We start from the raw sequence: 25,188 nt of genomic DNA, 5'->3' as shown, positions 1-25,188 counted from the left end.
TCGGTTATCGTACTAACTTCGGCGTATGCTAGGTAAAGTAAAACAATGGTTGGGGATCGAAGGCGTAAAGCTGGAACTGGTGTTGTCGCCAGACTTCGATCCGCGGATGGGGAGCCTGTCCGGACGCGTCCGTCTGACCAGCAAGCACGCACAGACGGTTACGGCCATCAAGATCGTCATGGTCGAGAAATACTCCCGGGGGCGGGAAGATTCGCAACTGGTAGACGAATACGAGCTTGGGCGGCAGGTCATTACCGACCTGGTCGAGGTGCCCGCCGAGGGGGTGCCCGTGGAGATCAATTTCCGGCTCTTTTTTCAGCCTGTGGCTTCCCCGGTCGACGAATTCGGCAGCCGCAATCCCATTTTTGGCGGCCTCGCCTGGGCGGCCAAGAAACTGCGCAACGTCAACAGCGAGTACCGCATTGAGGCCGAGGCGCAGGTCCAGGGCGTGGGCCTCAATCCTTTCGACAAGCAGATCCTGAATCAGTAAGGCCGCGGTCGCAGGTGCCGTGAAAAGCCGCAGCGGCCGTCCCGGTGGTTCAACTCAGATAATGGGTGAAGAAATCTACCGTGCGCTCCCAGGCCAGCTTGGCGGCTGACTCGTCGTACCTCGGGGTAGTGTCGTTGTGAAAACCGTGCTGGACGTCGGCGTATACGTGAGCGGAATGTTGCTTCCCGTGTTCCAATAATGCCCGCGCGTAATCGGGCCATCCGGCATTCACCCGCTCGTCGAGAGCGGCGTACTGCAGCATAAGTGGTGTCACAATTTTGGGGACCTCTTCCAGGGGTGGCTGTCCGCCGTAAAAGGGAACGGAGGCGGCCAGCTCGGGTAACCGTACTGCCATATGATTGGCAATGCTGCCGCCGAAGCAGAAACCTACCACGCCTACCTTTCCGTTGCTGTCTGGCAGGGACCGCAGGTATTCATAGCCGGCGATGAAGTCTTCGAGCATTTCGTCGCGGTCTCGCTGCCGCTGCAGTTCACGCCCATCGTCGTCGTTTCCCGGATAACCCCCCAGTGGGCTCAGCGCATCGGGGGCCAGGGTAACGAATCCGGCCAAAGCCGCACGGCGAGCCACGTCCTCAATGTAGGGGTTGAGGCCCCGGTTTTCGTGTACCACCAGTACGCCGCCGGGGCGCGTTTCCTGACCTGCAGCCGGCCGGACGAGCAGGGCGCGGATCCCTCCCCCTCCCTTAGGGGAAGGGTAGGTGATGTACTCCCCTTCAATACGCGGATCGGCCGCGCTTACCTGCACGGCGGTGGTGTATTTCGGCTGGAGAAAATCCAGGATGCCCTTCACCGTGAGTCCGCCCACGGCGAAAGCACCCAGGCGCTCCATAAATTCGCGCCGCTCGAGATGACTGTGCACGTAGCGGTCGAAGAGGCGATACACTTCAGGGTCGAGGGATTTTTTGTCGATCTTGGCCATACGGGATTCATTTCAGGTAAGATAGCCGATCTCCTCCATTTTGTAAGTCCAGGGCGCTGTATACCCTGTATGACGGTCCCTGGCAACACCCTTAACCTGTGCCCGCATAACATTACGCGCGCCAGAACCTGAGGGCCCGCCCGATGTTTTCCTTACGTGAAAAGCTTTAAACCGTAGTGGATCTTCCCCCGGCGTTGCGCAATCTACCCGTTCAGCACCCCTTTGGTGCCCGCCGATGGCCCATTCGTGGCGAACGAGGCCACATTCCCGTCCGATGGTCCAACCCTCCCGTTGCCGTACCGTTTCAACTGCCAGATCCATACCCCCTATGACCTTAAGAGACGCCGTGCGAACGGCCAGTAACACCGTATCCCAACACGCCCGCAACCTGGCAGAAATCAGTAGTGACCGCAGCGCCCCGCAACTGGACCGGATCGCTGCCTTTTCGGAACTCATTGCCTCCGAAATTGGCGATACCTGGCTGCGGCGGTCGCGGGGTCTGGAGCGCGACTTCAACCACCGTCATCTTTACCTGAAATTCGAAGGCGATAACCCGACTGGCACCCAAAAGGACCGGATCGCCTTCGCGCACGTTGAGGATGCCCTGATCGAGGGACACGATACGGTCGCCCTGGCTACCTGCGGAAACTACGGCGTTGCCGTGGCCCTGGCCGCCCAGCTGGCCGGCCTCGACTGCGAGATCTACGTGCCGGCCAGTTACCATACGCACCGCCTGGCGGAAATGGAGCGTCTGGGTGCCCGCATACACCGCCCCTCCGGCACCTACGAAGACATCGTAAGCTTCAGCAACGATGAAGCCGAGCGCCTGGGATGGTACAACGCCAACCCGGGCAACGGCAATACCGACCTGCAACTGCGTGCCTATTCGTCCATAGCCGACGAGATCGTGGGCCGCTTGGGACAACTGCCCTCCACGGTGGCGGTACCGGTTTCTAACGGCACCCTGCTTGCGGGTATCTTTCAGGGATTCGAACGCCTGTACGACAAAGGGCACATCAAAGGACTGCCGCGTATGATCGCCGCTTCCTCAACCGATAAGAATCCGATCATCACCTCCTTCTTATCGGGAAGCAAGCGCTGTATCGACCTTAAGCCCGAGCAAATTCGCGAGACGAAAATCAACGAACCGCTCATCAATTGGCACAGCTTTGATGGACAAGAAGCGCTGGATGCCCTCTACGCCAGCAAGGGTCACGCCTACCACGTGTCAGACCAGAAGATGAAGCGGATGTCCACTTACCTGAGCCAGAAAGAAGCGCTACAGGTCCTGCCCGCCTCTACCGCCGGCCTAATTGCACTTTCCGAACAACCGGAAGCCGAACATTCCTTGCGCGTTGCGGTACTCACCGCCAAACGATAGATTCATTTATGCAACCCGAACCCCTTGACGGAAATGCCATCGTATACGCGGATGGCGCATTCAATACCCCAAACGGAAAAACTGCCCACGGACTGGCGCGCTTCACGAAGCGCTACCGCGTACTGGGCATTATTGACCGGCGCTACGCCGGTCAGGATAGCGGAGCCGTTCTCGATGGCAAACCCAATGGTATTCCGGTATTTGCCTGCCTGCAGGATGCCCTCACTCAGTCTGCCGAGCAGCCCCGTTACTTCGTAATCGGCCTGGCTCCGGACGGCGGACGCCTGCCCGAGGCCGGTCGCACGGCCGTAAGGGAAGCCATCGAAGCTGGCCTGAATATCGACAGTGGACTCCACGATTTCATCTCCAACGACCCCAATCTGATGGAGGCCGCCCGGCGGTACGGGGTGCAGGTGCGCGACGTCAGAAAAACTCCCGACCGCGACGACCTTCACTTCTTCACCGGAGATATTGAGACCGTAGATTGCCTAAAATTGGCCGTGCTGGGCACCGATTCGGCGATCGGCAAGCGGACCACCGCCTGGCTCATTGTCCATGGACTCCAAGACGCCGGCTACCGCGCCGAAATGATCGGGACGGGACAGACGGGCTGGATGCAGGGGGCGAAGTATTCCATGATCATGGACAGCTGCATCAACGATTTCGTCTCAGGAGAGATCGAGCACGCCGTGGTCAGCGCCTACCGCAACGAGAAGCCCGATGCGATCGTGATTGAGGGACAGGGTTCGCTGATGAACCCCGCCTACCCGGGCGGTTTCGAGATCCTGGCCGCCGGACGTCCGGACTACGTGATCCTGCAACACGCCCCCACGCGGGAAGAATACGATGGCTTTCCCGGCTACAAACTGCATCCTCTGCAGGAGCAGATCAACGCCATCAAGGTGGTGTCCGGACGGGAGGTGCTGGCCGTAACCCTAAACCACGAAGGACTGGCTCCCGGTGAAATCGAGAATGCCTGCCGCAAGGTGACCCAGGAAACCGGTTTGCCGTGTTTTGATGTGCTGGCCCACGGCAGCGGTGAACTCGTGCAGCTGATTTCGCGGTACCTTCGCCGCCATGCGGATTACCCACGTTGAATACGAGCGCTACGATCTTGAGTTGATCGAACCCTATACCATCGCTTACGAAACGATCGGAAAGGCGACCAACTTTGCCCTTCGCCTGGTCACGGATTCCGGCCTCATTGGCTTCGGTTGTGCCGCCCCGGACATGGCAGTAACCAACGAACGGGCGGAGGAGGTCGAACGAGCGATCGGTGAGATCATCGTACCAGCCCTCCTCAACGCCAAGCCGTTTCACTACGCCCGCATTGTCGAGGATCTACGAGGCCAACTGCGGAGCTCGGCCTTGGCCATGGTCGACAGCGCGCTCTACGATCTCGTTGCCAAAGCGGCCGGTGTACCGCTCTATCAATTCCTGGGGGGATACCGCAATCGGATTGCCACCAGTATTACGATCGGAATTCTGCCGGTGGCGGAAACGATGGTCAAGGCAAAGGAATTCGTTTCGCAAGGATTTGGTATCATCAAAATCAAGGGCGGGTTGGACGTCGAGGAAGACATCGCCCGCGTCCGGAGGGTCAGAAAGGAGTTTCCCGACATCAAACTGCGCTTCGATGGGAACCAGGGTTACACCCTGGATCAGGCCCTGCACTTCATCAGCGCCGCCCAGTTGGTCGGCGTGGATATCCTGGAGCAGCCCACCAGCATCAAGGAAGAAGCCGTTATGGGAACCCTGACCCGCGATTCCCCGATTGCGGTAATGGCCGACGAAAGCCTGAAAACCCTGGCCGACGCCTTCCGACTGACGCAGCACGAACTCACCGACATGATCAACATCAAGTTGCAAAAGGTAGGCGGAATCTGGCCCGCCCTGCACATCAACAGCGTAGCGAAATCCGCGGCTAACGACGTGATGGTGGGCTGCCTGGACGAATGTGGTCTTGGTATTGCCGCCGGTCTTCATTTCGCCCTGAGCCGACCCAACATCGCCTATGCGGACCTGGACGGTCATCTTGATTTCAAGGTTGATCCCTTCAGTCAGTTGTTTCAGCTTGACCGTGGCGTGCTTATCCCCAACGGCCGACCGGGGCTGGGTACCTAGGGGTTGCCCCAATAGAGCACCAGATCAATACACGTGAAAGGGCTACGGACTGAAGCGGTGGTTTGACCTCTCCGGCAGCAAATTTACCCGCTATCAATGAAAGGGGGCCACGCCCGACGTGAATAAAAAAGGGTGCCTCATAAATGAGACACCCTGCTTTTGCCGGTCGGGTTTTACTCCGTGGGGCAACTGACGTTCGGATTCCAATCTGTGAACTGCCCGTCGGGATTTGCTTTCCAAAGCCACAAATGCAGTTCATAGTCTGCAAACGGCAGGGAGAAGGGGTGAAATTCCACCTCTCCACCAAACATCGGCGCTGTATCACCTACGTGCAGGTATTCGACGGCCACCAGTTTGTAGGTACCGTTATTCCTGAGTTCGTAAACCAACACCTCTGGCTCAAGTGGATTGTGCACGTCGTCTAAGCGGTCGAACCGCACAAAGTGAACTCCCATCGCACCTTCTCCATCGGGATTTGATACGCAGTCCTCTGTGTTGAAAAACCCGTCGTCAAGCGCAGCTTGGTAATCGTGGTATTGTACAGTTGCTTGCCGTACCTGGGCTACCAATTTGTTGATGTTGCTTTTGCCTGCCTTGGTTTCGTATTTCCCTATCTCTTGCGACTGGTTGTTGGGTATTGTCAGGTCGTCTTCCTTGGTGCAGGAAGTAAGACCAATTAATACACCCATGCAGAGGGCCAGGATAATGTGTGTGCTGTTGCTCATAGTGAAGGATTGAGTGATTTACTCTTAATTTACTGGTTTAAAGCATTGTCGCGCAACAGTTTATCCCCCTTTTCCGGAAATTACTTTACTATAATCAAAGTTTGATCGGGCCAAATGCAGGGTATGCATTCCGGTTGCAGGACACACTACCTGATCCGCCAATGCATGTGGTACGAAGAAATATGATTTCCGTCTCCGGAAAGGGGAAATGCAAATGTGGCAAACGGTTTGACTCTTGCGCCGTTATGGTTAGCTACCGGTCGGTAGGAAAGGGTAACTGGGAAGTGAATTCAACTCGCTCCTTGGTCGTGGGATGCACGAAGGAGATCCAGGCGGCGTGCAGATATAAGCGTTCCGCAGGGTTACCATACAAATCGTCACCTACGATGGGCGCGCCGAGTCCCCCGGGGTGGGCGCAGTGTACTCTTAGCTGATGGGTCCGGCCGGTCAGCGGCCACAGGTCCACCAACGTGCTGTCCGCATTACGCTGCCGCACGGCCCAGTGAGTGCGCGCGGCTTTTCCGTGCTGGTCACAGACGATCTGCCGTGGCCGGTCGATGAGGTCACCCCGGAGGGGAAGATCAATAGTACCTTGGTCATCGACTACCGGACCTTCAACGAGGGCGAGGTACCGCTTTTCCACCGAGCGGCGAAAGAATTGCCTTTGTATGAGCTTGTGTACCTCCTTTCGCTTAGTCACCAGTAGCAGTCCGCTTGTAGACATATCGAGGCGGTGCACGACCAACGGGCCGGTTGCCATGGGGTAACGTTGTCGTATCCGGTGCCATACCGAATCCTGGATGTGTTTGCCCGGAACGGACAGAAACTCGTGGGGCTTGTCCACGACCAGCAGGTCATCGTCCTCATAAACGATTCCCATTTCCTTGCCCTGGGCGGGGTTTACCAGCAGCGGATTGGGGTCAACTTCCAGACCCTGCAGCATGTGCGCTAGGATGGGCTCGCACTTGCCCCGGCAGGCGGGATAGTACTGCCCGTGTTGACGAATTTCGGAAGGTGGAGCCTGGCCCCACCAAAACTCCGCCAGCGCTATCGGCTGCAAGTCATTGGCATAGGCAAACTGCAGCAGTTTCGGTGCGGCGCACTCGCCGGCACCGGCCGGGGGTACGCCGAGGACCGTGGCGGCAAATAAACTTCCAAGTCCCCGCACCCGCCCCCGGGCATCCAGAAAGGTATACTCCCGAAAAATCCGCTGCTGCAAGTCATTGGACATTACCTTCCGGCGGTCACGCAAGGCTTCGATTTGGGCCTCAAACACATGCAAGGCGGACTCGGCCAGAGCCACCCGGTGGCGCAGCGCCCGCGTTAGGTCTTTCAGTCCATAGCTGATGCGGATGCTTTCCGCTGCCAGACGCTCTTCCAGGGCGGCCAGTTCTTCGGCTGATGCGCCGGGTACGGCGGCACTACGTTGCTGCTTGCGTTCCGCTTTGGACTGTTTAGCCGCTGCTTTCTCTGCGGCGAGTTCGGCGTCCGCTTCACGCCGGATGCGCTCCAGGTCGTGCCGGGCCGCACGAAAGTCGGGGGCACGTTCGAGTTCCTCAATCTTCTGCGTTATGGCGTTGATCTCTCTTTCTCCACCGCGGTAAAATCCGGCTTCGTCCAGCAGATCGTAAACGGGTGGGACGAATCCCGGCAGGTGATTGCTGTCCGCGAGCTTCCCGGAGTAGGCTGCGAGATATGCTAGCTCCCCTGCAGGGTCGCGGACGACCAAAACTCCGAACATTTTGCCTTGCCGGCCGGTAAAATCCTCGTCCAGGCCAAAGTCGTGTTCCCAGGAACGGGGCTGCTGAAGTTGTTTCTGCAGGTCCTGTGCCGCGGCCACGGCCAGGGGATGCGGGCGGTAATAAAAGGGAAAGGTGAAGCGGCGCGGCGCGGCGATCGACCGCGCGGTCTCGGGAAGGGAATGCAGGTAGGAGTCGGTTGCCGTCATGCGGCCGCAAAGGTAAGCAGCTCCGGGGCCTTAACCGGTCCTGCCCCGACGGTTTTGAATTATGGCACCCACGGTGAGCGCAAGCAAGAGAATACCCCCAAGTAGCATCCAGGGTATTCCGGCCTTCACTGGGGAAGGTGCCTGCGTGATGGTTAACGTTTGGTTCGCCACCTGGTCACGCAGCACCTGCGTCTCGCCGCCGTTCCAGGTTACTACCACTGAATCAATGCGCTCCGCCGTGCCCAGCCCGTAATGGAGCGTGCGGGTATTCTGACTGATATGGCTCGACCCCCCGCCGTCGACCTCCCGCATCAAGAGGCGCCCCCCGGCGTATACGGTGGCCCGCGCCCCGAGTCCGCGCAACTCCCCGGTAGTGCCCACCAGATCGATCTTTAGCCAGTTGCCGTCCGCCCCGTCGTTGCGGAACAGCCGCGTGATGGATTCCACCGGGTAGCCATCGAGCACCGGACCCTGGCAGATCGCGAAGATGTCCAGGTCGCCATCGTTTTCCAGATCGAAGGTCACCGAGCCACGCCCTATTCCATAGTCGGCTACGCCGACCGCGCGGCCACTTTCCTGAAAGCGGTCGCCGAGGTTCTCGAAGTAGAAGTTCGCCATGGGCACGCAGTTGGGATTCAGGTCGCCGTTGGAGACGAACAGATCCAGGTCCCCGTCGTGATCGAAATCCGCAAAATTGGCTCCCCAGCTGATGGAGATGTAGTTCATTCCCAGCTCTTTGGCGCGGTTCTCAAAGGGCTTGCCCGCACCCTGGCCCACCAGAAAGTGATTGAACTTGATATTGGTTACGTAATAGTCCAATAAGCCATCCTGGTTCCAGTCACCCACCGTCGATCCCATGGCATTGATGCGCAGGTCCAGGCCCATATCCTCCGCGACGTCGCGAAACTGCTCCCGCGGGTACTGGTTTTCGAGCAGCAGGTTGGGCGTGGCCTTGTAACCGAAATCGTGGTTGACGAACAGGTCCTGATCGCCGTCGTTGTCGAAATCCGTAAACACCCCCCCGAATCCGAATCCGCGGTGGCTGAGCCCGTAATCCTCGTAAACGTTTACGAACCGCTTTCCCTCCTCGTTTAGCAGCAGATAGCCATGAGCGGTTTGATTAGCCCCCACAATGGTGGCGTCGCTGATGTGGTCCAGGGTTTCGGCGTACTCCACGAAGTAGTTGCCCACGTAAAGGTCAGGCCAACCGTCGTTGTTGAAGTCGCCAAAGCTTGCTCCCGTACTGAAAGAGTACAGCGGCACCAGTCCAAATTCCTCGGTAGCGTCCCGAAAGCTTCCCCCCGGCTGCCCCAAAAAAAGCAGGTTACGGGCGCGGGGGATGATTTGCAAGCTGTCGCTGGAGGTGATTGTCGTGATAAAGAGGTCATCGTAGCCGTCCCGGTTGACGTCGGCCGTTACCGCGCCCTGGGTTACGAAGTGCCCGGTCAGTTCCAACCCTGACCCTTCCAGGACGTCGGTCAAAGTGCCGTCGCCGTTGTTTCGCAGGAGTTGGTCCGGGTTTAGCCCGCCGGTGACGTAGATGTCCTCAAACCCGTCCTGATTAAAATCCAGCACGCAAGCCCCTCCTCCGAAAAGTCCCTCGTGTACTATAAACTGGTGGTTTACGCCCGCGGATTGCGTAGCATCGCTGAACAGGGCCTGACTGCCCACGCACCAGGTAAGTAACCAGCCCCCGAGCGTGAGGACTATTTTGAGTTTTTCCACTGCAGGGCGTTGATGTTCTGGCCGATTTCTGCTCCCTTCTTCAACCCCTGGTCGTTGTCCTGGGGGGTATGGATGCCCCCGTAAAAACGGGAGTCGGCCGTTTCCCGGGCAATATCACTTAGGCGTTCAAATTGGCGCACCGGAAAGCCCACGTCGCGGATGTGGTCGCGCTCGCGGCCTTCGTGGGCCCGATCGGTCACGGGCACATTGTTGCCGTACAGGTCCTGCAGTACCGTGGAGGCGGCGGCCGCTTGTATAGCGTGTCCGGACGGGAAGGCGGGGAAGGGCGGGTCGGGCCAAAAGGACTCCCACTCTGGATCAATGAATTGCGGAATGAAGGTGTTCGGTCGCTCGCTGAAGAAGGCAAACTTCCACTTCCAGCAGTTGATAAAGGCATCGGCTACCGCCATTCCGGTGCGCGCGTAGGTTTCGGCGCAAACCATCAGGGAGGGGTTTTGGCTCTTGAGCACTTCGGTAGCGAGATAGTAGGAATGCCCCGGCGGCGTAAAGGTCTCATCCGGGTCGTCCCCCCACCAAAGCGCCGCTTCCTTTTCCGCCTCGGTGAGCGTCAAGTCTTTTTCGTAGACGCGCCGGAACTGTTCGTAGTAGGGCGAACCCGGTACCGTATCGTAGGGGATAAAGTCCGGTGGATCCATTTGGTAGTTGGCGGGGACAAAGGGCCGGTTGGTACCCCAGCGCGGATGCAATGGGTGGTGACTGAAGGACTGGGCAAAAAGCGGGGGCTTCCAGGCGCCCGGAAAATCCGGGTGAACCATGTCCTTTTCAAAATTGCGGAGGTAAGCCCGGTGGCCGCCGTCGGACTGCGACCAATGGAAAATGGCCTTGGCCACGCTTCGCCCGAAATCACCGGAGCGGGCAGCTACCTCTTCCGTCACCCCTTCACGGCTGTAGTAATCGGCTACTGCTGCTTCCAGGCTGTCGATACGGGCTTTATTCGCGTCGGAGGTATGGTTGTAAAGAGCGCGAAGGATGGTAGCCTGACCGGCCGAGAGCGAGAGCGGCCAGTGATATTCCACTCCGGGATCGGGCGAGGGGAGGGTAGGCAGACCGCTGAGCTGACCGGCCAGGGTCCGGTAATCTGGGTCACCCGGTACGACGGACTCGTACATCGTCAGCCCGAAATAGCCAAGACAGCGGGATGCGTAGGTGGGCGTATTTCCCGGCGTTCCCTTGGTCAGGTCGAGGCTTAGTTCAGCCCAGGAAGTAGCAACTTCCGAATCCGTAAAGGAGGGTCGGTCGCCGCAACCGAAGAAAAGTAAAGAAATGAGGATCCAGCTTCCGAGTGCCCGGTAGAATTTCATGCTCAGGAAGTAGTGAGTTGATACGCAATAACGTCACTTTTGCTGACTCCTAACAGTAAAGTACCGTTCAAAGTCGTCGCAGCCCGGACCGCCCCTCGGATATTCAGTCCCGACCGCGATTGGGGCACGTAAGTGAAGGTGCCGTCGCCCTTTCCCAGCAGCAGTACGCCGGCGTTGGCATCGGAGGGGCCATACCTGACCCGTGCCTGCGTCTCGTTGCCCAGGAGCAGCAGATCTTGATTGCCATCCCGGTCCGCATCCAGGCCAACGATAACGTGCACGGGGGCAAACTGTGCTTCAATGGGCAGAGGGGCGGGGTCGAACCTCCCGGATTCCGACTGAAGGAACAAACTCGTTTGCAGGCGGTCGGCGCGCAGGTTCTGCGCTTCACCGGGCAGCCCCTCCTCCAGTTCAGAAGTAGTTACCGCGGCATAGCTGCGGTAGCTGGGGTAGCGCGAGCGCTGGCTGGACAATTGGTTCAATAGCTCGTCCCGCGTGAGGTCCGGGTATAGCACGTCGTCGATGTAGTAGCTCAGCAAGGGATCTACGCTTCCGTTACGGTCGCGGTCCGCATATGACAGCACCGCAGGGCGCTCTTTGCTAACGCCAAACAGATTATTGCTGCCTTCGTTGCCGACCACCAGATCGGGGCGACCGTCCCCGTTTAAGTCATCAACGTGTAGGGTGTTCCACCAACCGGTGGGCGAGTCGGTAAAGTAGCGGTCCGTGCGATCCTCCAGCACCCCGTTTCGGATACCCAGTACCTTGATGGGCATCCATTCCCCTACCACCACAAGTTCTTCATCTGCGTCGCCATCGAGGTCGTGCCAGACGGCGTCGGTGACCAGACCCATTTCTTCCAATACACTGGATTGTCCGGACGCGAGGGAAGTAAAGTTACCCACTCCATCATCTTGCAGCAGATAACTGCCGGAAGAAAGCGGGTAGCGCCCCGGCACGGCGTGCCCTCCGACGAATATCACGGGAGGACCTTGCTCGGATGACCGGATGGCCACGGCTCCGGTGGCGGCTAGGTGATTGGGTAGCGACGGGCCCGACCGGAATTTCCCATCCCCGTCGTTCAAAAAGATCTCATCCTGGAGATCGGGGCTGTTTTCCTGTAGCGCATGGTAACCGCCCCGGCCGACGTACACGTCGAGATGACCGTCTCCGTTCAAATCGGCCATTTCCAGCGCGGTGATGCTCAGATCACTCCCCGTTTTCAACTGCACCGGGGCCCCTTGACTGAACCCACCATTAGGTCGCTGCGTAAACTGGCGAATTTCCCCCCGGCCCGATCCGGCAATGAGCATATCTTCCCGGCCGTCACCGTTCACGTCTCCGACGGCGAAAACCGGACCGTCATTGGATAGCTGGCGGGGCATCAGCGGCTGCCGGTCGAAGTCGCGGTACGTTGAGATCGAAGCGCGGTACGCTACCGGCGAGGGAACCGGCGAAAAAAGGGCTTGGTACTCCACAGGATCGGCGGATGAATCGCCGGCTTCGGTTTCCCGGAGCGTAAGCCGTTGATCAGCCGTCACTTGCTCTAAGGTCTGAACCCGCCCGCTCGGCCATCTAACGGTCAAACGTGGCACCCGCGTGCGCGCCCCCAGGCCGAAATGCAGCACTTCGGGCCCCGAGGAAAGGTAGCCGCGGTTGGGGTAATACTCCTGCACTTGCGTGATGCTGTCCAGCTCAAAGCTAACCCGGGCGCCGATGCCGCGCGTGTTCTGGCCTTCCCCTTCTAACGCGATCTGCAAATAGTGGGTGCCGCCGGTATTGTTGCGGTACAGGAAGGCGGGCTGATTGAGGTTATTTACTACCAGGTCCAGGTCTCCGTCGTTATCGAGGTCGACGGTGACTGCTCCGTTGCTGTTGGAGGGCCGCTGCAGTCCCCAGTCGGCGGTGACGTCGGAGAAGGTGAGATCGCCGTCGTTTCGGAAAGCGTAGTTGGAGACATCGGAGGCGGGCATTTCCTTCAGCAGTTCCAGTACGTCGCTGCGCTGGAGGCGACCGCGGGTGGCGACGAAGTCTTCCATGTACTTGATGAAGTCGAGGTTGGTGTAGTCACGCACGTAGCCGTTGGTGACGTGCAGGTCCTTCAGTCCATCGTTGTCGAGATCCGCCAGGAGCGCCGACCAGCTCCAGTCCGTGGCCGCCACGCCGGCCAGCTGGCCGATCTCGGCGAAGGTGCCATTGCCTCGGTTGAGCTGCAGCATGTTGCGCATATTCTGGTGGTGGAAACCGCTGGCCAGGTTGAGGTCGTGCTTCGAGCGGTTGTCGTCGGCGGCGAGCAGTTTCCGGCGCTGGTTGTCGGCGGGCAGCATATCCAGCGTGTAGATATCGGGGTGCCCATCGTTATTGACGTCCGCAATGTCGCTGCCCATCGAGAAGTGGCTGGTGTGGCCCAGGCGGTCACCGAGTTTATCGGTGAAGGTGCCGTCTCCATTGTTAAGGTAGAGGTAATCCGGTACCTCATAGTCGTTGGATACGTAGATGTCGGTATCGCCGTCGTCGTCCAGGTCACTCAAGGCTACCCCCAGACCGTAGCTAAGGGCCGAGCCGTTGATCCCCGCCGCCTCGGTTACGTCGGTAAAGCGGTTACCATCGTTGCGGTAGAGGCGAAGCCCGCGTTCGGGGTCGGGGATTTGCAGGAGTTGCTCCGTCTTCTCCACGTTCAGGATGGGGAGGGATTTTGGATTGTGATTGAGCATCAGCGCATCCAGATCACCATCGCCGTCATAATCAAAAAAGTAGGCCTGGTTGGTGAAGGCGGCCAGGTCCAATCCGTACTCCGCCGCCGATTCGGTAAAGGTGGGTATTCCTTCAGCGTCGCTGCCCGCATTTATGAATAGCTGATTGCGCCGCTTATCCGGGGGCAGCATGCCGGAGTAGGAAAGGTATAGGTCAGGGAGTCCGTCGCCGTTAACGTCGGCCACCGCGATGCCGGTTTTCCAGGGGCCGGGTCGTCCGCCCGCGCGACTTTGGGCGGTGACGTCGCGAAAGTGAAAATCCCCCTCGTTCACATACAATTTATTGTCGGCCATATTGGCCGTGAAGTACAGATCGGTAAGGCCGTCCTGATTGAAATCCGCGGCCGCTACGCCACCCCCATTGTAGAAGTACTCATACATCAGGATGTTGGTGTTCGGGCCTTCGGTCAGGTCGTTGCGGAAGTCGACGCCCGTGGTGGCTGCGTCCAGCAGGGTGAAGCGGGGCGCTTCCGCGGGTTCCTGAGCCGGGGTAGCTGGCTCCCCGGCTTCGCAGCCGGCCAGCAGGAGGGCGCCGGCGGCTATACAAATTATCCAAAACAGTCGGTACATCAAGGGCAAGTTAACGGATGGCGCAGCTACGAAAAAAAAGATCCGTCACCGTGACAGGACGGTGACGGATCTTCAGGCTAGTCAGGAGGCTTAGAAACCCGGATTCTGTACCAGCTGGGGGTTACGACTGATCTCGTCGCGGGAGATGGCGCGGAAGTACATTTTGTCGGACCAGGAACGCGATTCATTCTCGGTGTTCGTTGCCACGGTGTACTCGTAGTCGTAAACACTGGGGTCATACTTGTATGGGACACGGGGCTGTTTGCCGGGTTTGAGGGTGGCACGCACGTCGATGATCTCGATGGGCCGGCCCTGGGTTTCCTCGGCGATGAGCCAGCGGCGGGCATCGTGGTAGCGGTGCTCCTCGTAGGCCAATTCAATCCGGCGTTCGTTGCGGTAGCGGTACATCAGGTCTTCACCACTATCTTGAACGGCCGGCATACCTACTCGGAAGCGAACTTGGTTGAGCCAGTCGCGTGCCTCGGCCTCATTGCCTAGTTCCAGACAGGTTTCCACGTAGTTCAGCACCACTTCGGTGTAGCGGATGAAGGGCCAGGGGATGACCTGGGCGTTGGACTGGTTGTCCTTCAGGGCGGGGTCCGGATCGATGAACTTGCGCACGTAGTAGTGGGTGCGGCTGCCGTTCCAGTTTTCCACGGACGACTCACGGGTATCGACGCCGGGGATAAATCCGCCTTTTCCGTCGTCGTAGTAGCCGGTCTGGATCTCATCGTATGGATCGATGGGCGCTACGTCCGAGGGCCGGGGCTTCCAGCCGGATCCGTCGTACATCACGGTAGCGTAGAAGCGGGGGTCGCGGTCTTCGTAGGGGTTGGCAGCGTGATCGGGGTTATCCCAGTCGAAGGTGGAACCGTCCATCATTTCGTAGTCGTCGACCAACTGCTGGATCGGAGTGTTTCCGGCCCAGTTGTGGTAGCCGTTCGGGCCGTTATTGATGCCGAAGTGAATCGGGCCCAGGGGCCAGTTACTTTCCTGGGTGTAGAGCGGGGTTACGGTACGCTGGAGAATCAATTCTTCCGCGGCTGCGGCGTCGCCGACACTGCTGCCCCCTCCCATAGAGAGTGAGATGTAGTTTTGCCGGCCTTCCTCGGGGGAGACGGGCTCGGTCAAGCCCAGCTTGTAGCCGGTGCCTTCCTCGAGAGCCATACGGGCGGCATCGCGGGCGGCGCGCCAGCGGGCTTCGCGGTCACCACCGGAGTAAGCCAACAGGTCGAGGTGCGGGTAGCTGGCCAGGGTGGAAGATACCGCACCGGCGGCGGGCGCGTAGTGCAGGTCGCTGGCGGCGTAGAGCAGGATCCGCGACTTCAGGGCCAGGGCGCTGAGGCGAGAGGCGCGTCCGTCGGTTTCCGGCTTGCCGGCTAGGAGTTCGGCGGCCTTGTCGAGGTCGGCGACGATGAAGTTTACGGTCTCTTCCCAGGTAGCGCGGGGCACCTCGTAGTCCTCGTTCAGACCATAGGGTTTCTCGACGAGCGGGACACCGCCGTAGAAGCGGGCCAGTTGGTGGTAGTAATAGGCCCGCAAGAAGTGGGCTTCCCCCATCAGGCGGTCGCGGAGATCATCGTTGTCAAAGGTCGAATTCGGCAGCTCCTGCAGGGCGATATTGGCCTGACGGATAGCCAGGTACATATTGTCCCAGTAGTAGGTGGGGCTCATCCAGCCGAGGTTGGCGGGTGATTCCGTGCCTTCGGTAAAGGTATTGATGTTCCGGCCCGCGTGGGTGAACATGGCCTCGTCGGTGATGGAGGCCAGCATTTGCTCCTCAAAGCCCCCGTAGCCGAGGAAGGAGTAAACGTTGTAGATGAAGGCCTCCGAAAGTGGTCCGTCGGCCCAGGTCGCATCGCTCGAGATACTGTCGAGCGGCTCCGTATTCAGGAAGTCGGTATCGCAGGCCGAAACGAGCAGGACTGCTCCTATCCCAACAGCCGACAATAGGCGATATACGCCGCGTTGTAGTGATTTCATGATCGGTTGTGGTTGCATGATTAAAGGGTAATGTTGAGGCCGAAGTTGATCACGCGCGACTGTGGGTAGTACACGCCGCTGCCGGTGGTAGACTCGGGATCGAAGAAGTTCAGCGAATCAAAGGTGATCAGGTTAAGCCCGTTCACGTAGGCCCGCAGGCCGCGCAGGTGGAACTTCTCCGTCAGGTTGGCGGGGAGCCGGTAACCGATCTCCGCGTTCTTGAGACGCATGTAGTTCTTGCTGAACAGCCAGTAGGTGTTGTTGCCGTAGTTGCCCCCCGTGTAGTAGGTGTCGCCGCGGCTGGCCAGGCGGGGGTGGGTGCTGCTGGGGTTGTCGATGCTCCAGCGGTTGTCGTAGCTGTACTTCAGGTAGTTGCCGATGTCGCCCGATTCGGTCTGCACGCGCAGGGAAGCTCCGGTGGCTCCCTGGAGAAGCAGCGACATATCGAAGGGACCGTAGCTGGCCGAGAAGTTGGCGCCGAAGTTGAAGGTCGGCGTACCATTGTCATCGATACGGATGCGGTCTTCGCCGTCAATGATGCCGTCGCCGTTGATGTCCTTGAACTTCAGGTCACCCGGCAGCAGGCGTCCGGTTACGGCACTGTAGTCGAGTTCGTTGTTGTCGATCTCCTGCTGGTTGAGGAATACACCGTCGGCCTCGTACACGAGGTAGGCGCCGATGGGCTTTCCTTCTTGCAGCTGGTACTCGGGGGCACCGGGGATCTCGTCCATGAAAATGACCTTGTTTTTGGCATAGCCGCCGTTCACGCCAAAGCGGTACTGGAAGGCGTTGCTGGCGTTACCATTATAACCTACGTTAAATTCGAAGCCGCGGTTTTCCACTTCGCCGGCGTTGACCGGGGGTAGGAGCGAGTTGATACCCGAGCTGGCCGGAGTAGAACCCGTCTTCTGAATCAGGATTTGCGTCCGCAGGTTATTGAAGTATTCGAGGGTTACGTCGATCCGGTTGCCGAACAGAATAGCGTCGACACCGAAGTTGAAGTTGTTGGCACGCTCCCAGGTGAAGCTGGGGTTGGCCAGCAGTTGTTCGCGGAGGGTGGTTTCCACGACGCGGTTGATGGGGTAGCTGCCGAATCCGTAGGTGGAAAGGAAGGCGTACTCCTGCAGTTGTCCCTGGAAGAAGACCTGGTCGTTACCCATCTGTCCGTAGCTGCCGCGCAGTTTCAGGAAGTCGATGCCGGATACGTTGAAGAAATCTTCGTTGGTCACGTTCCAGCCGGCCAGTACTCCGGGGAAGAAGCCGAAGCGGTCCTGCTCGGGGAAGATGTAGGATCCGTCGTAGCGGAAGATGAACTCCAGCAGGTACTTCTCGCGGAAGTCGTACTGGGCACGGCCGTAGTAGCCGAGGCGGGCACGGTTGTAGCCGGATCCGCCGGTGTCCTGGTTCAGCGAACCGCCGGCGAAAAGCTGGTCGACGGCCGTCGAGATGTAGTTGCGGCGGTAGGCAAAGTAGCCCTCACCTTCGAAGGTTTCGCGGGTTACACCGGCCATCAGGCCCAGGGTGTGATCGCTGCCGATCTCGGCGTCGTAGTTGATGCGGGCCGACAGGTTGGTGTTAAGTACCGTGTTGGTCGACTGCCGCAGGCGGGGATCGGTGAAGTTGGAGCGGGTAGCGGCCTCCAGCAGGGGCGTTTCGCCGTCGGCTTCGTAGCTCACGCGGTCCCAGTAGTAAAGTTGCCAGGGCGTTTGCCAGGTCTTCGAACGGTTGGTGTTCTGGTCGACGGCCGCAGATAGGTTGATGGCCAGGCCTTCCACCCAGGGGTTGGTGATGTTAATGGCACCGTTGGTCTGGACGAAGTCGGATGGGTTCTCGACGTAGCCCGTGGCGTTGGTGGTGATCACGTAGGGGTTCTGGCCGTTTTCGATGTCGGGACCGGGCAGTCCGTTGGGCCAGACTTCGGGCTCGGTGGGGCGGCCGCGCATCAGCATGCGGAAGATGGATCCAGCGCTTTCGGTGGGGAAGCGACGGTCCTCACGGCGGGCCAGGATGCCCAGGCTGGTGGTGATATAGTCGTTGACGTCGGCGTCGAGGTTGACGCGGAAGCTGTATTGCTTGTACTTGGTAGCCGTGTTCTTGTAGAAGGCATCCTGGGTAAAGTAGCCGAGCGAAGCCAAATAACGCAGGTTGTCGCTACCGCCGTTGATCTGCAGGTTGTGCCGACCCTGGGGTGCCCAGGTGTTGAAAGCATCGTCGAACCAGTCGGTGTCGGGGTATCCCCAGGGGTCGTCGCCGGCCGCGTGGCGGGCTACGGTCTCCGGGCTGTAGTTGGCATTAATGGTACCGACGTCCGGGGTGGGGGAGTCGTAGGTTCCTTTGGTCTGGATGGCCTCCCAGGCGGCGTCCCACTCACTGACCGGGATGTTCTGGTAGATGGCCAGCTCATTCATGATCGTAGCGTACTCAACTGCGTTGGACATTTCGGGCAACACCGTAGGCTGCGCGAATCCCTGGTTGAAGTCGTAGGAAATGGACGGCTTGCCGGTGGTTCCCCGCTTGGTGGTGATCAGGATGGCACCGTTCGCGGCCCGTGCACCGTAGATGGCGGCGGAGGCGTCCTTGAGCACGGAAATCGACTCGATGTCCTGCGGGTTAAGACGGGAAAGTCCACCGTTCCGGTCGGGCACTCCGTCAATTACCACCAGGGGGCTGCTGTTGCCGAGGGTGTTCTGACCGCGGATGTTGATGCGGGCGTCGTCGACACCCGGCTCGCCACTGGTCTGAATGACCACAACGCCCGGTAGTCGACCGGCCAGGGAGACGCCGAGGTTGGCGGCGGGGGACTGTTCCAGCGCACCGCCTTCGACGCCGACCACCGCACCGGTGACGGTCGCTTTCTTCTGTTTGCCGTAGGCTACTACGACTACCTCGTCCAGCAATTCACCACTGGTCAGGCTTAGTGAAATCGTTTCGTTGTCACCTACCTCCACTTCGCGGGTAGCGTAGCCGGTATAGGAGATCACGAGCGTCTCATTGGGAGCTGCCTGGATGGCGTAGTTGCCGTCGAGGTCGGTGACGGTACCCCGCGTGGTTCCTTTCACCAAGACACTGGCGCCGATAAGCGGGTCTCCAGTGCCTTCATCCGTCAACGTACCGGTCACGGTTCGCTGTTGGGCGCTCACCGATAAGGTGAGCAGGAAAACGAATACGCTGAGGCAGTACCTCAACAGAACGTAATGCTGTTTCATAATCTACTAGTTAACATGATCGATGGCCCCCGTAGTGAGGAGCAATTCTTGCGGTTTCAAATGGTGGACGCTACACAACGTCCGGGGCGAAAACAAAGAAAAAGCCGCTGTTTGACTGTAAATATAGAGAGAGTTGGGAAAGCTGGGCTATGTCTTACCGATTATTTGCTCCTGACCTCAATTATTTTTGTCCAAATGACAATACTCGAGTCGGGGACACCAAATTTAAGGGTCGTTTCATTACTCATCCTAAGTTTTCTTTATTTAGTAGGTTGTATTTCCGTCCAATTGCGAGTGCGAAATTCAATAGCCTTGCTATCAATCCTGCGTTTCTATCACTGCTCCATCCGCGACCACGTACTTCAACCTGCCTGCGGTATCGTAAACCAGCAGGTCCAGCGTAACGCCGATATCGACCGCGCCGGCCAGTCGGTCCTTAGGTCCCAATATCCTTAGGCCCATATTAGGTGGCGGATCGGGTAGGGTAGCGGTAGCCCGTACGGCTGTATACCCCTGCCGGTAGAATTCCCGCGGATTCAATCGGGAGATTTCGGAGGCGGAGTGCTGGTCCGGGTGGATTTTTCCCGGAACCACGCGCATACTGTCGAGGTCCACTCTTTCGAAGGCGCCGAAAGTAGACAGGTCACCCAGATCACTGACGTAAGCCGATGAGGTGTAGGACCGGCCGTCCTGCCCCACAGCACGCTCGCTGCGGCGGAAGCCGATATCCATTACGTAGCTGCCTTCCGGGCGGTCGACGCGGGCGTTCTCGAGAATGAGGGCGTGGACGCCGTTGGATTCATTCTCGGGGATGGCTAGGTAATCCGCCACGCCGTACTGTTCGTAACGCCCCGTCGCTATGGCGTGCAGCCCATCGATCAAGGCCAGTACGTTAAGCCGACGAATCTCCTGCTTTTCGGGGTCACCGGGATAACCGCCGGATTCGATAAGCACGGTACGGGTACCCCACTTCTGCAGGTTGTCGCCGAAGGCCCGGGGCTCAAAGTCGTCGTTATATCGTCCGATGCGGCCCGGTACGTAGCCCTGCCAGCGGGCGTTGAGCAGCGCGATCAGCTGGGCGGCATCCTCGCGCTTGTCACTCATGCTCTTTTCCCAATCGAAGGCGGGCGCCAGAATTGATAATACGGCTCCAGGGCCTTTGGGGAATCCCACCGAATAGTAGACTCCCTGATCGTGGAGGTTGAAGCCCCACTCGGCATCCAGGCGGTCGCGCTCCGCTTTGAGTACGCGGGCTTCCGGACTGGTAAGGTGCAGCGCGTCGCGGTTCAGGTCAATGCCCAGAGCGTTGCGACGCTCGAAGCGTTCTGCGCCGTCGGGGTTCAGCATCGGCAGAAAGGTGAGGTGAAGTTCGCGGTCGAGCAATTGCCGCAGGCTGTCCAGTCCGTCACCGCTTCCTTCCAACCAGTTGAACAGGTCAAAGAGCGCCGCCGTAGCCGTGGGCTCGTCGCCGTGCATCTGTGACCAGAGCAGTACCTCCGTAGGCCCACGGCCCCATTCCACCCGGTAAAGCGGACGGCCTTCCACCGAAGTGCCAGCTGTATCGACCCGGAAGGCGTTGCCCAGCTCATGCAGCAGTGGTTGCAGGTCCGACTGCTTGAAACGGCGGGTCGTTAGCGCCGACTCCCGATAGCTTTCCAGGGATGCTTCCACCGCTTCGGCCGGATATTCGGGATAGGATACGGCACCCGCGGGCTCGCCCACGGTTTGGCTGCAGGCGGATTGCCACAGGAGGCAAAGGAGTAGGGGCAGCAGGCGCAGGGCCGATATATGGGTCATAAATGGTCTATTCTTGGGGTAGTTCCAGCAGCTCGATGTTGCGGAAGTCGATGGGGTGGCTTTCCGCCTGCAGGGCAATGTAGCCTTCGGTCAGGATCTCCCCCTCCCGGTCCAGCCAACGCTGGTAGCTGTCCTCGACGCCGAAGCGTTTCCAGGCGGCCGCATCGTCGTTGCGCGAGGTGAAGCCGCCCCCGATCTGCGGTTTTTGGAAACTGAGCACGGTATCGCCCTCGATCAGGAAGTGCATGGCCTCCCCGCCCAGCACGATGGCCTCGGCCTTTACCCAGTCGTCGCCGTGGTAGGTGGCCGAATTGGAACTGATACAGTGATTGTAATTGATCGTGTCGCCCATCACCACGGCCGTGCCCGGCGTGCAGACGTTGCCGGTGTTGCGTTCCCCTTCGCCGAGTCCGCCAAGCAGTTGCAGCTCAACGGATACCGGGAAATGCTGCCCCATATCGTTGCTGGCGGCCGATTGGCTGTGCAGCATTACGCCGCTGTTGCGCACGTTCCAGTTGGCTCCACCGGGCGTTTGTTCTCCCGTGAAGCGGTATTCGAACCGCAGTTTGTAGTGGCTATAGGGCTGCTGGTAGTACAGGTGACCGTAGGCATCGTCGAAGTTCTCGTAGTCTTCGTAGCTCACGCGCAGCATGCTGTCCTCTACCCGCCACGTATTGCGGAAGTTCTCGTTCAGTGGTCGGCCGGCCATCTTGATGTCCCAGCCGGTAAGGTCTTTGCCGTTGAACAAACTTACCCAGTTCTCATCCGGTGCCGGAGAAGTATTCGCCACGTTGTCGGATTCGGGCGCCGGAGCGCAGGCGGCCAGGCAGAGCAACAGGAGCGCCAGGCTCAGGTGGTGGTGTGCTTTCATAGCGGTGAATATAGACTATTAGGTCGAGGCCTTCCAGGCCGAGTGCTAAGGTCCGCTACCATGCCGGGCTGAGGGCCTTCCGGTCCGACTTTTGGGTAACCCCAGGGGAGTGGAGGTGCACAGATGACTCAGGTCGAGGCCTCACAGGCGGAGTACTAGAATTCCCTACCATGCCGGCTGATCGCCTTCCGGTCCGATTCCTTAGGTAACCAGAGAAAAGAAGGTACACAAACCATTCAGCTCAAGGCCTCACAGTCCAAGTGCCAAGGTGCACAATCAGTTGGATCTCCAAAAGTAACAGAGTAATTATCCCCCAACCGATCAACCGAAATACCACCGATTGCAATAAACCGCAACGTGTAAGGGATAGAAGTCCAGTGTATTACCGGTTAAAATTCCGTGCTACCTTACATCCAAAGCCATTCCTTAACCGGTCCGGTGGAATATCCATCACCCGGACCATATCCCATCAACTGTATGAGGCATTACTTTACCCTAGCAGTCTTCGTCTGCGCCATTCTGCCGGGCCTGCTCACTGCCCAAACCGTCGTCGGTACCGTCACGGAATCCGGACTACCCATAGTGGGGGCCACGATCTCCGCCGGGTCCACCGGCACGGTCACGGACGTAGACGGTACCTACGAGCTCAACCTGCGCAACGCCGGTACTTACACCCTTACGGTCAGCTACATCGGCTACGGATCGCAGAGCCGTGAGTTCACGCTGGCCGCGGGAGAGACCGCTACCTGGGACGTATCCATGGAGGGCGGGGCCACCAACCTCGAAGAACTGGTAGTAGTAGGCTCGCGCACCGCGCCGCGCTCCTCGACGACCTCCCCGCTTCCCGTGGACGTATTTACCTCGGATGACCTGACCGCTACCGGGCAGCAGACCTTCGACAAGGCCCTGCAGTATAGGGTTCCCTCCTTCAATACGGTGCAAACCCCCGTCAACGACGCCACCTCGCTGCTCGACCCCTACGAGATCCGCAACATGGGGCCCAGCCGCACCCTGATCCTCATCAACGGCAAGCGCAAGAATATGAGCGCCCTGCTCTACACCCAGACCTCACCGGGTAGGGGAGAGACCGGCGCGGACATTTCCGCCATCCCCACGGACGCCATCAAGCGGGTGGAGATCCTGCGGGACGGCGCCTCGGCCCAGTATGGGTCCGACGCCATCGCCGGTGTAATGAACATCGTTTTGAAAGATAACGACGAAGACGGCAGCGTGACCCTCCGTACCGGTATCACCACCGAAGGCGACGGCGAGCAGTTCGGTATCGCGCTCAACAACGGCACCAACATCGGCGAAAGCGGCTTCATCAACTACACCATCGACCTGTCCAAGATCGGTCAGGCCAACCGCCCGGGCACCGTCGACGCCGCCGGAGAAGCCGCCGACTTCGGGGCCAGCATTGAGGACGTCCGCTCATTCCTCAGCCGTTACCCCGACGCCCGCAACATCAACGCCTCGCCGGAAACGACTGCCTCGAAATTCGTGGTCAACTTCGGCAGCGACGTGTCCGACAACACCGAATTCTACGGTAACGCAGCCTACGTATATAAGAAGGTGAACAGCTTCGCCAACTACCGCACGCCTTACTGGCGGACGCTGGATGACTTCCCCTACCTGGCCGACTTCTTTCCCAACGGGCCCAACGGCGAGTACATCGGCTACGTGCCTACTTTCGAGGGCAATCTGAACGACTACCACGGTACGGTCGGATTCCTTACGCGCAAGGACGATTGGATCGCCGACGTGAGCTTCACCACCGGCGGAAACGAGCAGACCTACACTGTCTCCAACTCCCACAACCGGAACAGCACCCTCAACCCCGACGGCACCTTCAAGTACCGCGAGAACAGTCCGATCACCTTCGATCCGGGCGGCACCCGCTTCACGCACAACGTGGGTAACATCGACATCACGCGCCGGCTTTCGGATATGGTCGGCATCGCCTTCGGCGCGGAGTTCCGCAACGAAAGCTTCACCGTTATCGAGGGCGACCTGGCTTCCTATGAGGACGGCGGCGCCGACTCCTTTTCCGGCAACGACCCTCGCAACTCCGGCACCTTTGACCGCTACAACTTCGGTGGATACGCCGATGCGGCCTTCGACTTCACCGAGGACTTTCTCATCAACGCCACCGTGCGCCTGGAGAACTACAGCGACTTCGGCAACGCCTTCGTGTACAAGGTGAGTTCACGCTACAAATTCTCCGAGGACAAGGTGACCCTGCGTGCTTCCTTCAGCACCGGCTTCAAAGCCCCCTCCCTGCACCAGATCTATACCCAGAAGGCGCAGTACAGCTTCGTACCCGGCTCGGGTATCCAGGTAGGCGGATTGATCAGCAACGTCAGCCGTGAGGCCCGTCTGCTCGGACTGCCCGCCCTGGATCCTGAAAAGTCGACCAACTTCACGGTCGGCGTAGGTCTGCGTCCAAACTCCGACCTCAGCATCACCCTTGACTACTACAACATCAAGGTGGAGGACCGCATCATCCTCTCCACGGAGATCGGCTCCACCGACGCCGGGAACACGCCCCTGGATAACCTCCTGGCGCAAAACAACCTCAGCGACCTGAGCTTCTTTGTCAACGGACTGGATACGCGGACCTCCGGCATCGACTTCGTGTCCAGCTACCGCGGCCTGCGCTTCGGCGACCGCAGTTTGGTCGTGAACCTGTCGGGCAACTACACCCTGCAGAACGAACGGATCGGCGCGGTGAAGAACCCGGAAATTGTAGCTGGTGCCGGCCAGTCGGTGGCCAACCCCACCCAGGAGGCGCTTTTCTTCACTTCCCGTCCGAAGTACAAAGCCATCCTGGGTATCGATTACGACCTGGAAAAGGTGGGTTTCAGCCTCAACAATACCCTCTTCGGTCCCACCGAGTTCCGGCAGCAGGGCCTGGCCACGGGCCTGTACACCGAGTTCGAGACCAAGGTGGTCACCGACCTCAGCATCTTTTACCGCCTCACCGAGAAGTTCACCCTGCAGTTCAACGCCAACAATATTTTTAACGTCCTGCCTGAGTGGAACTTCAAATCGGAAAGTCCGGCCGGTGACGCCCTGCTGAACAATCCCGCGGCCCTGGAGAACCAGTCGAACCTCATCACCTTCAACCAGCGCTATTCGCAGATGACCTACGACGGTTTCCACTTCAGCCAGTTGGGTACCATCCTGACGCTGTCCGGTAGCCTGCGCTTCTAGCCTCGCTTGCCGATTCATAATGTCCGGTCTCGCGCCTTGTCGCGGGGCCGGACATTTTTTTGGTCCCTTAACTCCCCCTCTCGTGAGTTAAGGTCCCCACACCACCACGCGACGGACCGTTGCCGGGAACCGGATGGGGG

Annotated in this window: 15 protein-coding genes; 5 read left to right on the top strand and 10 right to left on the bottom strand. The window is 59.2% G+C overall.

Translation table 11 applies throughout. From position 1 onward, the window contains the following. The first annotated feature begins 25 nt into the window (after positions 1-25). Positions 26-490 (top strand): sporulation protein, encoded by a 465-nt coding sequence (locus tag E4021_RS02225; protein WP_136456265.1) that lies wholly within the window; start codon positions 26-28, stop codon positions 488-490. Between the two features lie 49 nt (positions 491-539). Here E4021_RS02225 and E4021_RS02220 read toward each other — a convergent pair whose 3' ends face one another. Then, complete coding sequence (locus E4021_RS02220) at positions 540-1,430, bottom strand: dienelactone hydrolase family protein (RefSeq protein WP_136456264.1); 891 nt, start codon at positions 1,428-1,430, stop codon at positions 540-542. A gap of 328 nt (positions 1,431-1,758) precedes the next feature. Here E4021_RS02220 and E4021_RS02215 point away from each other — a divergent pair, with 328 nt between their 5' ends. Genes E4021_RS02215 through E4021_RS02205 form a run of 3 tightly spaced genes read left to right on the top strand, consistent with a single transcriptional unit; the run spans position 1,759 to position 4,935 of the window. After that, a complete protein-coding gene (locus E4021_RS02215) occupies positions 1,759-2,811 on the top strand; it encodes a pyridoxal-phosphate dependent enzyme (protein WP_136456262.1) in 1,053 nt (350 codons plus the stop codon). 8 nt (positions 2,812-2,819) lie between these two features. After that, positions 2,820-3,908, top strand: a complete 1,089-nt coding sequence (locus E4021_RS02210; RefSeq protein WP_136456261.1) for a DUF1611 domain-containing protein — start codon at positions 2,820-2,822, stop codon at positions 3,906-3,908. After that, positions 3,889-4,935, top strand: coding sequence for a mandelate racemase/muconate lactonizing enzyme family protein (locus tag E4021_RS02205; RefSeq protein WP_136456259.1), 1,047 nt, complete (start codon positions 3,889-3,891; stop codon positions 4,933-4,935). The genes E4021_RS02210 and E4021_RS02205 overlap by 20 nt, the downstream gene beginning before the upstream one ends. 173 nt (positions 4,936-5,108) lie before the next feature. On the opposite strand, the gene E4021_RS02200 is transcribed toward E4021_RS02205, so the two are convergent. The 9 genes from E4021_RS02200 to E4021_RS02160 all read right to left on the bottom strand — a co-directional run bounded on the left by E4021_RS02200 (position 5,109) and on the right by E4021_RS02160 (position 21,835). Next, positions 5,109-5,660, bottom strand: a complete 552-nt coding sequence (locus E4021_RS02200) for a hypothetical protein (RefSeq protein WP_136456258.1) — start codon at positions 5,658-5,660, stop codon at positions 5,109-5,111. Positions 5,661-5,913: 253 nt separating this feature from the next. Then, a complete protein-coding gene (locus tag E4021_RS02195) occupies positions 5,914-7,608 on the bottom strand; it encodes an RluA family pseudouridine synthase (RefSeq protein WP_136456257.1) in 1,695 nt (564 codons plus the stop codon). Between the two features lie 30 nt (positions 7,609-7,638). Then, a complete protein-coding gene (locus E4021_RS02190; protein WP_246050197.1) occupies positions 7,639-9,333 on the bottom strand; it encodes a CRTAC1 family protein in 1,695 nt (564 codons plus the stop codon). Then, positions 9,315-10,655, bottom strand: coding sequence for a vanadium-dependent haloperoxidase (locus tag E4021_RS02185; protein ID WP_168797424.1), 1,341 nt, complete (start codon positions 10,653-10,655; stop codon positions 9,315-9,317). The genes E4021_RS02190 and E4021_RS02185 overlap by 19 nt, the downstream gene beginning before the upstream one ends. Before the next feature lie 2 nt (positions 10,656-10,657). Beyond that, positions 10,658-13,978 carry a VCBS repeat-containing protein gene (locus E4021_RS02180; protein WP_136456256.1) on the bottom strand — a complete coding sequence of 1,107 codons (3,321 nt, stop codon included), beginning with the start codon at positions 13,976-13,978 and terminating at the stop codon, positions 10,658-10,660. A 90-nt stretch (positions 13,979-14,068) separates the two neighbouring features. Continuing rightward, positions 14,069-15,961: a RagB/SusD family nutrient uptake outer membrane protein gene (locus E4021_RS02175; RefSeq protein ID WP_136456255.1), complete on the bottom strand. Its 1,893-nt coding sequence runs from the start codon at positions 15,959-15,961 to the stop codon at positions 14,069-14,071. A 20-nt stretch (positions 15,962-15,981) separates the two neighbouring features. Further along, complete coding sequence (locus E4021_RS02170) at positions 15,982-19,167, bottom strand: SusC/RagA family TonB-linked outer membrane protein (protein WP_136456254.1); 3,186 nt, start codon at positions 19,165-19,167, stop codon at positions 15,982-15,984. Between the two features lie 318 nt (positions 19,168-19,485). After that, positions 19,486-20,964, bottom strand: coding sequence for a M14 family zinc carboxypeptidase (locus E4021_RS02165; RefSeq protein WP_136456253.1), 1,479 nt, complete (start codon positions 20,962-20,964; stop codon positions 19,486-19,488). Positions 20,965-20,971: 7 nt separating this feature from the next. After that, positions 20,972-21,835 carry a 3-keto-disaccharide hydrolase gene (locus E4021_RS02160; RefSeq protein WP_136456252.1) on the bottom strand — a complete coding sequence of 288 codons (864 nt, stop codon included), beginning with the start codon at positions 21,833-21,835 and terminating at the stop codon, positions 20,972-20,974. Positions 21,836-22,312: 477 nt separating this feature from the next. On the opposite strand from E4021_RS02160, the gene E4021_RS02155 reads away from it, so the two are divergent. After that, on the top strand, positions 22,313-25,048 hold the full coding sequence (locus E4021_RS02155; protein ID WP_136456251.1) for a TonB-dependent receptor: 2,736 nt from the start codon (positions 22,313-22,315) through the stop codon (positions 25,046-25,048). Positions 25,049-25,188: the final 140 nt, after the last annotated feature.

Origin of the sequence: Neolewinella litorea, assembly GCF_004803465.1 — a bacterium.
Classification (GTDB): Bacteria; Bacteroidota; Bacteroidia; order Chitinophagales; family Saprospiraceae; genus Neolewinella; species Neolewinella litorea.
This window is presented reverse-complemented; position numbering and strand designations above follow the sequence as displayed.

Coding starts and splice junctions, on each gene's coding strand:
- E4021_RS02210 (WP_136456261.1), top strand. CDS start 2,820: ATGCAACCCGAACCCCTTGACGGAAATGCCATCGTATACGCGGATGGC.
- E4021_RS02205 (WP_136456259.1), top strand. CDS start 3,889: ATGCGGATTACCCACGTTGAATACGAGCGCTACGATCTTGAGTTGATC.
- E4021_RS02220 (WP_136456264.1), bottom strand. CDS start 1,430: ATGGCCAAGATCGACAAAAAATCCCTCGACCCTGAAGTGTATCGCCTC.
- E4021_RS02180 (WP_136456256.1), bottom strand. CDS start 13,978: ATGTACCGACTGTTTTGGATAATTTGTATAGCCGCCGGCGCCCTCCTG.
- E4021_RS02165 (WP_136456253.1), bottom strand. CDS start 20,964: ATGACCCATATATCGGCCCTGCGCCTGCTGCCCCTACTCCTTTGCCTC.
- E4021_RS02200 (WP_136456258.1), bottom strand. CDS start 5,660: ATGAGCAACAGCACACACATTATCCTGGCCCTCTGCATGGGTGTATTA.
- E4021_RS02160 (WP_136456252.1), bottom strand. CDS start 21,835: ATGAAAGCACACCACCACCTGAGCCTGGCGCTCCTGTTGCTCTGCCTG.
- E4021_RS02195 (WP_136456257.1), bottom strand. CDS start 7,608: ATGACGGCAACCGACTCCTACCTGCATTCCCTTCCCGAGACCGCGCGG.
- E4021_RS02185 (WP_168797424.1), bottom strand. CDS start 10,655: ATGAAATTCTACCGGGCACTCGGAAGCTGGATCCTCATTTCTTTACTT.
- E4021_RS02170 (WP_136456254.1), bottom strand. CDS start 19,167: ATGAAACAGCATTACGTTCTGTTGAGGTACTGCCTCAGCGTATTCGTT.
- E4021_RS02175 (WP_136456255.1), bottom strand. CDS start 15,961: ATGAAATCACTACAACGCGGCGTATATCGCCTATTGTCGGCTGTTGGG.
- E4021_RS02225 (WP_136456265.1), top strand. CDS start 26: ATGCTAGGTAAAGTAAAACAATGGTTGGGGATCGAAGGCGTAAAGCTG.
- E4021_RS02155 (WP_136456251.1), top strand. CDS start 22,313: ATGAGGCATTACTTTACCCTAGCAGTCTTCGTCTGCGCCATTCTGCCG.
- E4021_RS02215 (WP_136456262.1), top strand. CDS start 1,759: ATGACCTTAAGAGACGCCGTGCGAACGGCCAGTAACACCGTATCCCAA.